A 14,062-nucleotide genomic window follows, 5' to 3' on the forward strand; every position below is an offset into this window, starting at 1 on the left:
GACCCCATGACCAAGGACGTCATCGCCCTCACGGAACGTATGCCCGACCCCTGGGGCCTGCTCGCGGGCCTGCTCTCCGGGGGCCCCGACAAGCTCCTCGGCACAGCGGGAGAGGACGCGGTCCTGCGCCTCTGCGACCCTGAGGGGCGCCCGCTCGTCTCGGTGGAGGCACCCCTGCTCATCCAGGTCGACGGCGAGGCCGAGCGGCTGCTCGGTGCCACGGCGCCCTCGCTCCCCTACTGGTGGACGGAGGCCCGTGCCACCACCGGCGTCGAACAGGCCGAGCGGCTCGCGGGCACCTTCGCGGCCCGGCTGGCCTCGTTGTCCGGCGGCACCGCCTGGCCCCCGGAGGCCGCGCGCAGCCTGGCCGTGGTGCCGGCCGACGGCACCGATGTCGTCCCCGCACCCGCCACCGACCGGCCCGCCGTCGACGTCCTCACAAAGAAGGTCGCCGTCGTGATCCAGGACCGGCCGGTGGTCGCCATGACCGCCTGGCTCTCCGACGCCTTCCGTTCCGCCGCCCTCGGCGAGCTGGGGCTCCAGGTCGTCACCCCGGCGGGCACCACCCTCTCCCCCGCCGTCCGGGACAACCTCGGCACCTGGCCGTCCCGCTGGGTCGTACGGGACGAGCGGGACGGCTACTACGACGGGCTGACCGGGGCCGTACTGCGCTGGCAGGGCGAGATGTTCGCGCCGGTCGCGGCCGCCGACGCGACCCCGGACGACCCGCGCTCCACCCTGGCCGCCGCCTTCCAGGAGGCCGTGCCCACCGGCGAGCGGCAGCTGGCCGTCAGCTTCCGCACCGTCCACCCCGCACACGAAGGACTGGCCCTCGGCGGCGCGCTGGAAGCCGTATGGCGCGAGCTGACCGGCGAACCCCCCGCCGGATGGGGAACCGCCGAACCCGCCGGTCTTCCCTGGTCGCCCCGCCACATGACCGACCTCGCCTACGCCAGAGCACCCGAGCCCACCTGGGTCGTGGTGGTCGGCAGTCCGGCACGTCCCGGCCTCGCCACGGTGCGCATCAGCCGTACGAAGGCGGGCGTGGAGGAAGACGTCAGGCTGATGTTCGGCTACGGAGCCGTCGAGGAGCCGCCGGTCCAGTCCCTGCCCCGCGTCGCGGAGGTGCTGGCCACCCGTCACGGTCTCCGGTCGATGCTCGTACAGATCCGCAAGGCCCGCCGCGACCTCGCGGTGCCGCCCCGGTTCGAAGGCCCGGGCGTACCCGTGGCGTTCGTGCTGGGCGCGGAGGAGGTCCACGCGATGCCCGGCGACCGCGCCCTGCGTACCCCGCTGCCCGAAGCGCCGGTCCGCCTCGGCCGCAAGACCAGACCTGCGCTGTACTACCCGTTGCCCGGCGACCCGTCGGACCTGTCGGGCTGGCGGGACTTCGAGCGGCTGATGCGCCATCTGAAAGGTGCCGTGGACGCTTCTTAGGGGCGTCGCGAGGCATGTGGCACCCGAACGTCATGAGCGTGTCACAGCACCGCATTACGGATTGCACCAGTGATGCCCGAGTTGATAGAGATGAACGTACATGTGAATGTCACGTCTGGCAGGGGGGCCCGATGAAGTTCGACATGGGGGCACAGACGCTCTCGACCCTGAGGTCACAGTCCCAGGGTTCGGGTTCGGAGCTGGGGGCTCTGATTCATCAGCTCGTACAGGCGGCACAGCCGCTGGAGAGCAAGTTCAACGGATCGGGCAAGGCCGCGTTCGACTCGTTCAAGTCGCGCGCCGACGAGATCACGGCGGCCCTGAACAGCGCGCTGTCCGCGATCGTCGGCGGCCAGGCGGGCATGGATTCGGCGTTCGGCACCGGTGACCAGGAACAGGCCGACAACGCCCGGTCGCAGATGGCGGCGGCGAACTTCGACGCGGCGCGCTTCTCGGGCCGCTGACGGCCGCTGACGAAGAAGTATCCGGAAACCTCAGGGGGAAGATCGTCATGGCTGCCGGCATGGACCGCCGTTCGTACGACACGGGCGCCTCGGCGGAGGCACAGGGCAACATCCAGGCCGTGATCGCACGCCTGGAACAGGTGATCACGGAACGCGACGCGCAGGTGAAGGCCGCGATGGCCGACTTCACGGCGGACGGCGTCGCGGACGAGTACCACGGCAAGGAACTGCGCTGGAACCGCGCGTCCCAGGAGGTCAGGAGCATCATCCAGCTCCTGCGGACGACGCTGGAGAAGAACGACGGGACCGCACACCAGACGCTCGCCCGCGCCAAGGCCGCGGTCGACAACATCGGCTGAACCGGCCCGGCGCACCAGGAGGGACGCACTTCTCCGTAACGCGCCGACGGCTGGAGGGGCCACGGGGGTGACGGCGCCGCCGCACGGTGCGTGCGGGCGGCGCTACAGTTTTGCAGCCAGGGGGGCATACATGGCGTCATGGGACATTCAGCCGCAGGGAGTCCAAGGCCAGTTGAAGGTCGTCGGCGCACACGCCGAAGATCTGGGTGCGGCCCTCGGCACGCTGCTCTCGGACCTCCAGGAGGCGGCCCGGGTGGCCGGCACGGCCGTGCCGGGCTCACAGGCCACGACGCTGCCGGGCGGGGCGCCGGTACTGACGACGGCCAAGCCGGTGGGCCCGGTCGCTCCCGACAGGCTGCCGCAGAAGGCGACGGGCCCGGTCGCCGCCGCACTGGTCGAGTACGCGTCCCGGCGCCAGGGAGACATCAAGGCGATGGCCGACCGCGTCCAGGCCGCCGTCCTGGGCGCCGCCCGGGCCACCAATGAGTACGTCGAAGGCGACCTGGAAGCGGCCAGGAACGCCCAGAACGCCGCCCGGGCCGTGCGGCTGGACGCTCTGAAGACCTTCGGGGGGAAGCAGTGAGCAACGCGCCGGTCGACCCGGCAGAGGTGCCGGTCTACACCGGTCACCTGGGCAGCCTCCAGGCCAAGGTGAAGTCGCTGGCCCAGGGCGGCACCAAGGTCACGACCGCCGGCTCGGACGTCCACACGTCCTTCGGCGGCCTGTCCGCCTTCTACAGAGCACCCGAGGCCGAGCAGCTGTTCGCCGTCACCGAACCGGTGGCGCGCACAGCACGGACCCTCGGCGACGAGATGCAGACCGTCTCCAAGGCCCTGGGCACCTACGCCCAGGAGATCACCCCGCTGGTCGACCAGCTGGACCAGCTCAGACGGGAAGCCGCTGACTTCCGCGCCAAGGACGCCGCCGAGGACGACTGGAACGAGGACGGCGACCTGGTCGAGGAGAATCTCGCCCGCCGCAACAAGATCGCCGAAGTCTGGGCCGCCTTCCAGTCGGCCGAACGCGACTGCCACGCGAAGATCGTCGCCTTGGTGGGCGGCACCGCGCTCAAGACGAACGACGGCACCGACCGGAAGGGCATGTACGGCTACGACGCCGAAGCCCTCAAACAGTCCAAGAGCCTGCCCTGGGGAGACGCGGTCGAGGAGTCGGTCCCCGCCTGGCAGGTGTGGGAGCACGTCTACGACTTCGGCAAGGGCCTGATCGTCGACGGCCTGTGGGGCACCGTCAGGGGCCTGGGCACCCTCGTCGGCGTCGACGGCTGGGACGCCGCCGGCGAGGCCTGGGTCAACCTGGCCAAGCTCTCCACCGCCATCACCATCGCCGCCGTCCCCGGCCTGGGCGCCGCCTACCTGACCATGCCCGGCAACATGCTCCCCTCCTGGCTGCGGGACTCACGGAAGGCGATGGTCGACACCGGCAAGGCCATGCTGGCCTGGGACCAGTGGGGCACCAACAACTCCCGCGCCGCGGGCGCCGTCACCTTCAACGTCCTGACCGCCCTCTTCACCCGAGGCGGCAGCGCGGCCGTATCGGGCGTCGGCAAAGCGGGCACCGCCGCCAAGGCCCTCTCCTTCGCCGGCAAGGTGGGCCAGGTCATCGACCCGATGACGTATGTCTTCAAGGGGGCGGGGGCGGGCGTTTCCAAGATCGGCGACGTGGTGTCCCACCTCAAGAACCTGCGCGGCATCGAACTCCCGAAATTCCCCCACGACACCGTCGCCCTCCCGGACGGCGCCCGCCTGACCGCCGACGGCACCATCCACCTCCCCTCGGGCCAAACAATCCCGGAAGGCTTCACCCGTCTCCCCGACGGCACCGTAAAAGCCCCGAACCACCTCACCCTCCTCCCCCCGGGCACCGTCCGCCTCCCCACCGACGGCCCCCCACGCTTCCTCGCCGAAGACGGCACCATCTACAAGCCGGACGGCACCGTCGAACAACACGCCCAGACAGCCCCGAGAGACATCACGTCCAAGCCGACGGACGGCGCGGACCAGCCCCGGGTCGACTCCCCGAGCCATCAGGAAGAGCCGGTGATGGCGGGCGTCGGCGGGCGGGGTGACGAGGGCGCGGCAGTGGGATCGGAAGTTTCCGGAGCAGGACGGGCCGGGAGCAGTGGGGGGCACGGCGGCAATGTGGGCGACAACACCACCACGGGCCGTGGGGGCAGCCATGGACCCCCAGGGGGCAACGCAAGCGAACACATGCCCACGAACAGTCTGGACAACAACTCGACCAGGACCGGGCTTACAGGCGACGGACCCAGGGGCGGTGGGGACACTTCGGCGGCCGGAGGCCACGGGCCCGGCCAATCGCTCCCCCCGCAGTACGGCGAACACGCAACCAGTGTCGGTACGCCTGGCCACGAACCTCTGGTACCGGAGCGATCGGGTGGTACACCGGAACAGGGCCACCCCGACTCCGAATACGCTTCCCATCCGGAAGAAGCGCTCTCTCCGGAAACTCTCGTAGGCGAAAACGGCAGCGTCCCGCCTCCGGGACACGGTCAGAAACTATTGGAGCAGATCGCTGTCGACGGGCCTCGCGCGACCAGGGTGGACGGCGTCATCACCCACATCGACGGACAGCCGGTCGCCAGCTACCTGGATGAGCTGGCCCAGAAACGCGGTGCGGAATATCGTGACGCCCGGGATTCCGGCATTTTCCCCAGGAAACAGACCGGGGCCTGCGTAGGGTCTGTGATGGATCTACGCACGGGCACCATCATCGAAGGAATCAACGGCAAGGCGGATGTTGTAATCAAGCTGGACGAATTGCACCCCACGCTCCGCAAAAGACTGGAAACGATCGGGGATCCCCCGCCTCACAAGGACGACCCACTGGGCCATGCCGAGGTGAAGGCAGCCAACGAATTGCTCTGGATGCGAACGCGACAGGGCTTGCCCGACGACGCCGCCGCTCTGACGGAGATGCGGGCCGCGGTTGACTTCCCTTACCTCAACGATGCCTCGACGGGGCTCCCCGGCAGACGCGCCCCCTTCTGCGCGAACTGCAATCATATGCTGCAAGGGCTGCCCAGCAGCCACGGCCGGTTCACCGGCTTCCCGCCGAGTGACGAGAACTGGATCCCCTGATGACCTCAGTACCACGCATCGACGTCGATGACCCGGACGTCGACATGGACCATGCTCAACGCTTGCTCTATCGAGGCACCCCGTTCACCGGAGAAGTGGCCGAGTACCAGGACGAGCAACTGATCAGCTTGGACGAGTACACCGAGGGGGTTTTGCACGGAAAATCTCGCGAATGGTACCGAGATGGGACGCTGCGCTCGGAGGGGACCGTCCGAGACGGTCGCGCTTGGGGTGAGTTCAAAGAATGGCACCCCAACGGCACTCTGAGGTCCAGGAAATATTTCGACAGCTCACCCGCTTCTCTCCGCGAAGAGGATACTTGGGACGAACAGGGAGCCGCACTCACCTCGTGGCGCCGCGATAACGGCTGAACATCAAAAAACACCCTGGCCATGGCGCCTTCCGAGCTGGAGGTCTCTCACTCTTCAGTCGTTGCGATGGCTGTCCGACGGACAGCCATCGCAACGACTGACGGAGTGCCGGCGTCGATGACGACCTGGCCGTAGGTCGAGTACCGGCAGTTCCCCGACTGCCGGGCAACGCTGTGATCACGAGACTGGGGACCGGGGGCGCGAGCTGACGCGGAGCCGGCGGTACGTTGAGGGACGTCCCGAGCCCCTGAAGGGGGCTATGCGCCGCATGGGAGACGCCGTCTGGCCGGGTATGGAGACCAAGACTGAGACCACCGGCAACAGGACTGCACGAACTCGGCGACGACGCGTATCAGGCGAATGAAAAACCCCAGCTCAGACGAATTCTGAGCTGGGGTTTGCAGTGGAGCCGCCTGGGGGAGTCGAACCCCCGACCTACGCATTACGAGACCATGAGCGATCATGTTTCCTGGTGCCGCGTCGTGCCGCCTCGTGACGTTTCCGCTGATCAGAACAGGTGTCACGGGTTGGGCTGTGCTGCTCCGTGTTGCACCGTCCAAAGGCGTCTGTCCACCGGCTGTCCACCGCGACGCTCGGCATTCAGTTCGTTCCGCGCGATCGTCGCAGCCCGCTCCCCGTCGAGTCGGTCCTCTGGGAAGCGGGAAGGAGGCTTTGCAGGAACCCAACAGCCAAGAACCAATCAGGGCACCCAGGGCATTAACTGTACGGGGCACGGGGTGTGGTGATGACCGACGACGGCCGCGGTATCCCGATCGCGTCCCATGAAGCCTCACGGGACGTGACCCCGCCGCCCGCGCGAGAAGCTGTCCGAATGGGCTTTCTTCGCGATCGCGCGCCCGCCACGTAGTAGGTGCTTGGCCTACCGACGCTCGCGGGCATTGGCCAGCACCGGCTCGCTGTGTTCGATCGCGAGGTATGTTTCGGCAGTCGTTCCCTCAAGGAGCCCGCTCTCCTCCGGATCCTCAATGGACACCTCAACCTGGCGCCCCGACAGAAGATCACTCCAGGACCGTGCATCAACCTGCGCGAATCCGTGGCGGACATCTGCGCGCAGGCGGAAGCCTCGCTCCTCTTCCTGCGCGTAGTAGGCACGGCGAGTGGCTCGGCTGTACTCCTCGCGCTCCTCGTCGTCGACGCCGTGATGCGGCCTGACAAAGTCAGGCAGGAACACCAACTCATTCACAGGCCTCTCGGACTGCGCCTGGTGCAAGGCGGCGCACGCGGCGAAGAGTCGTCGGGACATGCCCAGGTGGAGGCCAATACCAGGAAGACGGGCGGCGATAAAGTCGCTGGCGTCCCCGTGTACCCGCAGCGCGGCCTCGCCGGTCACGGAGTCGGAGCGCAGTCGGCGCCGAATCTCCCGGGTGGGCTCGTCGTGCTCAACGGGAGTGAGGGAACCCGTGCGGTGTCGCAACCGCGCGGAGCGCGCCCTACTGACGGGGATGAGGCGGAGATCCTCCACTGCTCCGAAGGCGATTGCCTGGTAGGCCATCAACTGTGACCGGGCCACTGCCAGCAGCGCCTCCACATCTTCTGCAATGTGGTCCTCAGCCCCGTCCGGCGGCGGTCCGAGCGGCGGGATCGCGCTGCCGCCATCAGGAGGCGGAGATGTGATCGACGTGGTGTCTATCGTCATGAACAGGTAGTCGTCCTCCCACCTCTTCCGGTGCGGCAAGGAGGTGCCGCACAGTACCTGACGGTGGGGGACGGTCATCAGGTCGCTGCCGCCGTTCAGCTGCACCTTGCCATCCTTCAGACGCCCCTCGCCGAGGTGGCGGCCGGCTTTGGCCTCGACGAGCCAGGGAAGCCGCGGACTCGGATGCGTGCCCCATAGATCCGGCAGCCGGAGACTCGCGTCCAGGAACCCCTGGTTCCCGTTGGGGCCGCCAGCCTCGATGTGCCGCGTACTTCCCAGACCAGACATGCCGACACACGCCCACTGCGCCATGGTCATCCCCAGGTGGTAGCCGAACGCCGAGTGAGCACTGCGCTCGGTCCCGTGCTGATAGACGGCGCTGACGAACAGCCGACGCCCGGCCGCGTGATCCGGCCCCGCCACGTCCTTCATGTACAGGTAGGCCTGCAACGGTGCCACCCGCGCGATGAATTCGTTCACCGCCAGCCAGGGCGTCTTCCGAAGCCACGGCGCCAGATCCCGCCCGACGCCCGTGGCCGCCTGCAGGATCTGCCGCCACGTGGTCGTCGCCAGATAGAGGCCGTCGCCGGGGAGCTGTCCCGCGGCGGGCCACGGATCCACGGCGCTCTTCCACTGCGCTTCAGAAGGCCGCCGAAGCTTACCGGTACTGCGCACCACAACGGGTATGTCCACGGCATCCGACACTTCGAATAGGTAGTCGACAGCGTCCTCAGGCGGCATCATCCCCATGAGCCACACCCTGTCACGTCTTCACTGTCTCCGGTGGCGCTAACCGAGCCACAGGTCGAGCGGCTGCTCCGGCGGCGACGCTGTTCATGGTGCAGCTGCGGCGCCAGGCAGGTCGTCCTGCTGAGGAAAACGCGTCGTAGACCGTAGTTGGAATACTTGCAAAACGCAAACACGATCCGATATCACCCGAACGCAGTCACCCTGCCCTGCGAGTGACAGGATTAGCAAGCATCCAGAGCCGAAGCGAGGGTCATGAATTCTTGTCGAACCTTATCTGACTCCTCGCTAAACCCGCCTTTCAGCAATGTAATACCCAGGGTCTCGAGAGCCATAAGTAGGTTCTCGCGGTCGTTCGCGTTACGAAAAGACTGTACAGCATCACGATACGCCTCTATGGCTTCGCCAAGCCTTCCCGCTTCTTCAAATGCTCGCCCCGAGCCACCTATTGCCAGACCTTCCATAGAGAGGTCTTCTACCTCCTGAAAGATTTCGGCTGCTTGGCGGTAGATAACGACAGCATTGTCTACCTGCCCGGCCCTTCGGTGGGCCAGTGCCAAATTGTCTAGAGCCTCAGCGAGCGCATGACGGTCGCCAGTCTCCTCACAGAGTCGCACATCTTGCGAGTGAGCGTGAATCGCCTCCGCATAGCGCCCGGCGTCCTGCAGTGCAAGGCCGTAACTGCCGAGCGCTGCCGCCTCGCCATGGTGGTCGCCGACCTCCTGGTAGAGGGTGGCTGCAGCCCAATGCTCCTGCGCTGCCTCGGTAAATTCTCCCGACTTCCGTAGTGCCATTCCGAGGAGGTTTCGCATTGCGGCCTCTCCCTGGCGGTCTTCCCGGGCCTGACAGTCCGAGACAGCATCCCTATGGAGCTGGATTGCCTCCTGGATGTCCAATTCCTGGAGTGCTAGTGCAAGACTTCCGAGCGCCTTCGCCGCCTGAGGGTCGTTAAGTTCGTGGAGAATTTCGGCGGCTTTGCGGCCAGCATCGACCGAATCCCGATATTCACCCAAATGATACAAAGACTGCGACAATGCATTGAGGGCCGCTTGTTCTCCATATCGATTCCCCGACCGCCGACAGATGTCAATTGCCGCTTTGCCGATCTCGAGGGCTTCATCAAAGCGTCGAACGTGATAGAGGACTAGTGCAAGGGTAGCCAATGCCCAGCCCTCACGGTGCAGATCACCCCTGATTCGTAGTGCCTTCAACGCCGAATCAATTACCGCAAGCCAATCATCGAAGTAGCGGCGCAGATGAAAGAATTCGTCCAGCGCAAAGGCGAGATCAACACCGATTTCGTGACCCGTTTGGGCGGCTGCAACGAGATTCGATCGCTCTTCTTCAAGCCACTCAAGGGCATCGACCTCATCCTCCCCGCGCCCATTGCGCTCCTTGAGGATGAGATTGGCGGAGGTTGCCCCCATAAGATAAAAATAGAGGACTCTCTCCAGCGAGAATTGACGCTCGTCCAGTTCGGCATGCTCCTTCCCCTTCTCGTCCGCGTAGAGACGAAGCAGGTCATGCAGGCGCCAGCGTCCCCATGTTGTACCGGGCTCAATCAGGTGTGCCCGAGCCAAATCCTCGAGGATGACTTCGATGTTGGGATCACCCGTGAGATGAGCCGCGGCACGGGAAGAAATGTCGGGTCCTGGATTGAGCGGCAGCAACCGAAGAATACGGGCCGGGTCCGCACTCAACTGGAGGTATGAGAGCTCGAAAGCTGCTCGAACAGCTCGATCCTCTCGCTTAAGACGGTCAAGCCTTGTGTGGGCGGCGAAAAGCGCTTGAACAAGAGATGAAATGGGGCGGGATGGAGAGTCGGCTAGCAGGGAGGCACAGATCTGCAGTGCGAGAGGCAAGTTGCCGCAAAGCTCGACCAGGGCACGGGCTTTCTCCTGCTCCTGTGCGACACGCGAGTCGTTCTCTCCGCGGGCCTGGAACAGTACTCGTCGAACGAGCTCGACTGAGGCTGACGGCTCCAGCACGTCTAGATCAAGGATTCGCGCACCCACGGCGAGTGAATGCCGTGACGTAACAATTGCCGTTCCGTCATCGTGCGACGGCAATAGCGGCTCGACCTGTCCATCACTGGACGCATTGTCAATCACTATCAGAATATGCTTGCCTCGGCTGGCATAGGCCGATAGGATCGACCGATATAGCCGTGTTCGATCAGCTAGGTCAGGCGGAATTTGCTCGCCTGGAATACCGAGAGCGATGAGCAATGAACCCAATGCTTGTTCGGGCGAAATATAGCGCTCATTGTCGTACCCAAAGAGGTTAATAAAGAGTATGCCGCCAGGAAACCAGCCGGTTCTCTTCTCCGCCTCCGCCGCTGCCTGTAGGGCAAGCTCGGTCTTTCCAACTCCTGCCATACCTACGACAGCAGCAAACCGCGCCGTGTTCTGGTGTGATCTACTCGGATCCAACTGATCGAGCAGAGAACTGAGCTCTCGGGATCGCCCCACGTACGTTCGTGAGCGTAGAGGCAGGCCGCTAAGGGCAGGTGTAATGGACGGTGGTAGTTCCACCGTGATGGTATGTCCCTGGATGACAGCACTGAAAAAGATACCGTCATCGATTTTATTCGATGTTGTCATGAGCTTCTCCGTCGCATCGATAGTAGCGTCGCTGCTACCGCTTCAACGAGATCGGGCTCGCATGCCTGGACCCTCAGTGGACGGGAGGCCGTCCCCGCCTGCTGAGCGGTGACGACGAGGACTTCGTCGTCCGGACGGCCGCCACCCGCCCCACTGTGCTGGGCAAGCCCTTCACCCGCTGGTCGGTCCGCAAACTCGCCGATCACCTGCGCCGCGACGCCGCCAGGCCCGTCCGGATCGGCCGGGAGACACTGCGCTGCCTGCTGGCCCGCCGGGGGATCTCCTTCCAGCGCACCAAGACCTGGAAGGAGTCCCCGGACCCGACGTTCGACGCCAAGCTGGAACACATCGAGTACGCGCTCAATGAGCGCGCGGACCGCACGTTCGCGTTCGACGAGTTCGGGCCGCTGGGCATCCGCCCCACTGCCGGCTCCTGCTGGGCCGGACGCGGCAGGCCCGAGCGGCTGCCGGCCACGTTCCGCCGCACCCACGGCATCACCTACTTCCACGGCTGCTACTCGGTCGGCGACGACAAACTGTGGGGCGTCAACCGCAAGCGCAAAGGCATCGACCATACCTGGGCCGCCCTGCGGTCGATCCGCGCGGCCCGCCCCGACGGCGCCCCGGTCTACGTGATCCTCGACAACCTCTCCGCCCACCTGAACTGGCGCATCCGCAGGTGGGCAGTCCGCAAGAACGTCGAGCTGTGCTTCACCCCGACCTATGCGTCGTGGGCCAACCCCATCGAGGCCCACTTCGGGCCCCTGCGGCAGTTCACCCTCGCCAACTCCGACCATCCAAACCACACCGTCCAGACCAGAGCCCTGCACGCCTACCTGCGCTGGCGCAACCAGCACACCCGTCACCCCGACATCCTCGCCGCCCAACGACGCGAACGCGCCCGCATCCGCAGCGAAAAAGGCGTCCGCTGGGGCGGCAGACCATTGCCTGCCGCGGCCTGACCACCAACCCGGCAAACCTTCCCGGTCACAGCACTAGCCGGGCGGAAACGTCTGCGCCGTGGCGGTGCGTCGCGCTACGAATGCGACATCCGCGTCCACCTCAAGCCGCACCTCGGGCACCTTCGCCTCGACAAGCTCCGAGTCCACCACATCGACAAGATGTTCGACGCCATCAACGAGCGGAACATCGAGATCCAGGAGCAGAACGCCCAGCGACGCGCGGTCGCCGACGAGCTGAAGGCCACCCCGAACAAGGGAGCCGAGAACCGGGCGCGCCGGAAGTGGTTCCGCGCACAGCTCGACGCGATGCCGCCGTTCCGTCGAGTCACCGGGCTGAACACCCAGCCTCACATCCGCGACACGCTCCGGACCGCGCTCAACGTTGCCATCGCTCAGCAGGTCATGCCCGCCTTCAACCCGGCCGCTCACGTCGAGCTGCTGCCCGGTACCAAGCCGAAGGCCCTTGTCTGGACCGAGGAGCGCATCACTCGTTGGCAGGAGACCGGTAAGCGGCCGTCGCCGGTCATGGTCTGGACCCCGGAGCAGACCGCCGTCTTCCTCGACTTCGTCGCGGGAGACCGGCTGTACTTGCTCTGGCGACTCATTGCGTTTCGCGGTACTCGGCGAGGAGAGGCGTGCGGTGTCCGCTGGGAGGACTACTCCGCGAAACACTGCTCGCTGGCCATCGCCACGCAGCTCATCCAAGACGGCTGGGAGGTCCACGAGGGTGCGCCCAAGACCGACAGCGGCCTCCGACTGATCGCCCTGGACGGCGAGACCAACGAGGGCCTCCTCACGCACAAGGCGCGCCAGCAGACCGAGCGCGAGGCATGGGGTGAGGGCTGGCAGAACACCGGTCGGATCTTCACCCAGGAGGACGGCTCTCTCCTCCACCCGGGCAAGGTCAGCGATCTGTTCGAGCGCCTCGTGGAGGCGGCTGGCCTTCCGCCGATCCGCTTTCATGACCTCCGGCACGTCGTTGCGACGCTGATGCTCGCGGCGGGCGTCGACATCAAGGTCGTCTCGGAGACCCTCGGCCATTCGGACACGCGGATCACGCGGGACATCTACCAGTCGGTCCTCGACGACCTGGCGCGTGACGCCGCCGAGAAGGTCGTGCAGCTCGTCCCTCATGCGCGTAAGGCGCTGGCGGCTGTTCCGGACGTCGTGCCGCAGGTAGACCCCGCGTCTCGCCTGCCGAGGATGGCGCCGCCACGTAAGGACGACGCGACCCAGCAGAATCGTTCCGCCTGACGGTGGACGGAGAAGGAGCCCCGGTCAGAGGGAAGCTGACCGGGGCTCCGGCTTGTGCGCGAAGCCGCTTCACGGCCTCGCTGGGCTGCTCAGAGAGGGTCATCCACGACCGTCAACAGCGCTGCGGCGATGGCGATCAGCGCTTTCGCCTCGTCCCGGCTGTAGGTGAACGCCGACGTCACCGCGTCCTTGTGAACCGCTGCGCTCGTCTGGTCCTCGACCGCGAGACGGATCCAAGCCCAGCGTTCGTCCTGCGTGCGCTGCAACCTGTCCTTACCGCCGGGCCACTTCCAGCCGCTGTGGTCCTTGATCCATTCAAGCGCGCGACGGGCCTCCAGGATCGCGCCTTCGATGTCGTCGTCCAGAAGTCGGCGCTGGGCTGCGCGCAGGAACCGGGCGGGCGTCGCGCGGGGGTCGTCCTCCAACGGGAACGGGACCTGCATCTCGAACGCGACTGCGGGGCCGAGGGCGGAGACCTGTTCGATCCAGCGGCTCTTTGCCACGCTGAAGTGCAGGACCTCCGTCGTGCTACCAGGGTAGCCGGGGGCCTGCGGAAGCGTGCCGGTGACCTCCAGTTCCATTCGGAGGTCACCGTCGCGAGCCTCGTTGATGGCGTGGAGTTGGGCCGAGGTGAGGAGGAACTTGAGGACGGGCCGCTCGACTCCGGTCTCCGGCGTGAACGCGAGCACTTCCGTGCCCCGTCCGACGAGCGTCCGCTGATAGGGGTTCGCGATCCCGTACAGATCGGTCTGGAGAGCCAGGAACCTGCCGGCCTTCGTCGCACTGGGTGCCTTCACATCCAGCCCGACCTGCAGACAGATCGTGCCCATGCCCCGAAGGAGCTGGACGCTCTCCTCCCGGACGCCGAGGACGAATTCGCCGGCCTCCGCGTCGGAGCGCATCACGTCCACGACCGCCCCCTCCACCGTGGTCTTCCGACCGACCGATTCTCTACCAGGCGGCGCGGTGACGACGTCGGTTTATAGGAACCCCCCAAGACGCTCTCAACGGGGCGCGGCCGGCCCGTGGACCGCGGATGCACTCCTGGAGTTGCCCTCCCATCGCCGTTGCCCCCGCGTGCCCACCGC

Annotated in this window: 9 protein-coding genes and 2 pseudogenes; 8 read left to right on the plus strand and 3 right to left on the minus strand. The window is 66.2% G+C overall.

Translation table 11 applies throughout. From position 1 onward, the window contains the following. The first annotated feature begins 6 nt into the window (after window positions 1–6). The 6 genes from OEIGOIKO_RS18410 (at window position 7) to OEIGOIKO_RS18435 (ending at window position 5,751) form a co-directional block, all read left to right on the plus strand. Complete coding sequence (locus OEIGOIKO_RS18410; protein ID WP_125054979.1) at window positions 7–1,437, plus strand: DUF6177 family protein; 1,431 nt, start codon at window positions 7–9, stop codon at window positions 1,435–1,437. A gap of 131 nt (window positions 1,438–1,568) precedes the next feature. After that, on the plus strand, window positions 1,569–1,901 hold the full coding sequence (locus OEIGOIKO_RS18415) for a hypothetical protein (protein WP_125054980.1): 333 nt from the start codon (window positions 1,569–1,571) through the stop codon (window positions 1,899–1,901). A 47-nt stretch (window positions 1,902–1,948) separates the two neighbouring features. Next, window positions 1,949–2,260, plus strand: coding sequence for a pore-forming ESAT-6 family protein (locus tag OEIGOIKO_RS18420; RefSeq protein ID WP_030019277.1), 312 nt, complete (start codon window positions 1,949–1,951; stop codon window positions 2,258–2,260). 130 nt (window positions 2,261–2,390) lie between these two features. Beyond that, window positions 2,391–2,843 (plus strand): DUF6507 family protein, encoded by a 453-nt coding sequence (locus OEIGOIKO_RS18425; RefSeq protein ID WP_125054981.1) that lies wholly within the window; start codon window positions 2,391–2,393, stop codon window positions 2,841–2,843. Then, a complete protein-coding gene (locus tag OEIGOIKO_RS18430) occupies window positions 2,840–5,380 on the plus strand; it encodes a YwqJ-related putative deaminase (protein ID WP_125054982.1) in 2,541 nt (846 codons plus the stop codon). The genes OEIGOIKO_RS18425 and OEIGOIKO_RS18430 overlap by 4 nt, the downstream gene beginning before the upstream one ends. After that, window positions 5,380–5,751: a toxin-antitoxin system YwqK family antitoxin gene (locus OEIGOIKO_RS18435; protein ID WP_125054983.1), complete on the plus strand. Its 372-nt coding sequence runs from the start codon at window positions 5,380–5,382 to the stop codon at window positions 5,749–5,751. Before OEIGOIKO_RS18430 ends, OEIGOIKO_RS18435 begins: the two co-directional genes overlap by 1 nt. Before the next feature lie 880 nt (window positions 5,752–6,631). Here OEIGOIKO_RS18435 and OEIGOIKO_RS42855 read toward each other — a convergent pair. Both OEIGOIKO_RS42855 and OEIGOIKO_RS18450 read right to left on the minus strand, forming a co-directional pair. Beyond that, window positions 6,632–8,158 carry a hypothetical protein gene (locus OEIGOIKO_RS42855; RefSeq protein WP_246177406.1) on the minus strand — a complete coding sequence of 509 codons (1,527 nt, stop codon included), beginning with the start codon at window positions 8,156–8,158 and terminating at the stop codon, window positions 6,632–6,634. 221 nt (window positions 8,159–8,379) lie between these two features. Continuing rightward, entirely contained in the window at window positions 8,380–10,758 is a 2,379-nt protein-coding gene (locus OEIGOIKO_RS18450; protein WP_125054985.1) for a tetratricopeptide repeat protein, read from the minus strand. Between the two features lie 35 nt (window positions 10,759–10,793). On the opposite strand from OEIGOIKO_RS18450, the pseudogene OEIGOIKO_RS18455 reads away from it, so the two are divergent. Together OEIGOIKO_RS18455 and OEIGOIKO_RS18460 are read left to right on the plus strand one after the other, a co-directional pair. Further along, window positions 10,794–11,720: pseudogene (locus OEIGOIKO_RS18455) on the plus strand (IS630 family transposase); the annotation flags it as partial. 33 nt (window positions 11,721–11,753) lie between these two features. Then, window positions 11,754–12,974 (plus strand): annotated as a pseudogene (locus tag OEIGOIKO_RS18460) (tyrosine-type recombinase/integrase); the annotation flags it as partial. An 89-nt stretch (window positions 12,975–13,063) separates the two neighbouring features. Here OEIGOIKO_RS18460 and OEIGOIKO_RS18465 read toward each other — a convergent pair. Then, complete coding sequence (locus tag OEIGOIKO_RS18465; protein ID WP_125054986.1) at window positions 13,064–13,885, minus strand: hypothetical protein; 822 nt, start codon at window positions 13,883–13,885, stop codon at window positions 13,064–13,066. Between the last annotated feature and the right edge of the window lie 177 nt (window positions 13,886–14,062).

Origin of the sequence: Streptomyces paromomycinus (assembly GCF_003865155.1) — a bacterium.
GTDB lineage: Bacteria > Actinomycetota > Actinomycetes > Streptomycetales > Streptomycetaceae > Streptomyces > Streptomyces chrestomyceticus.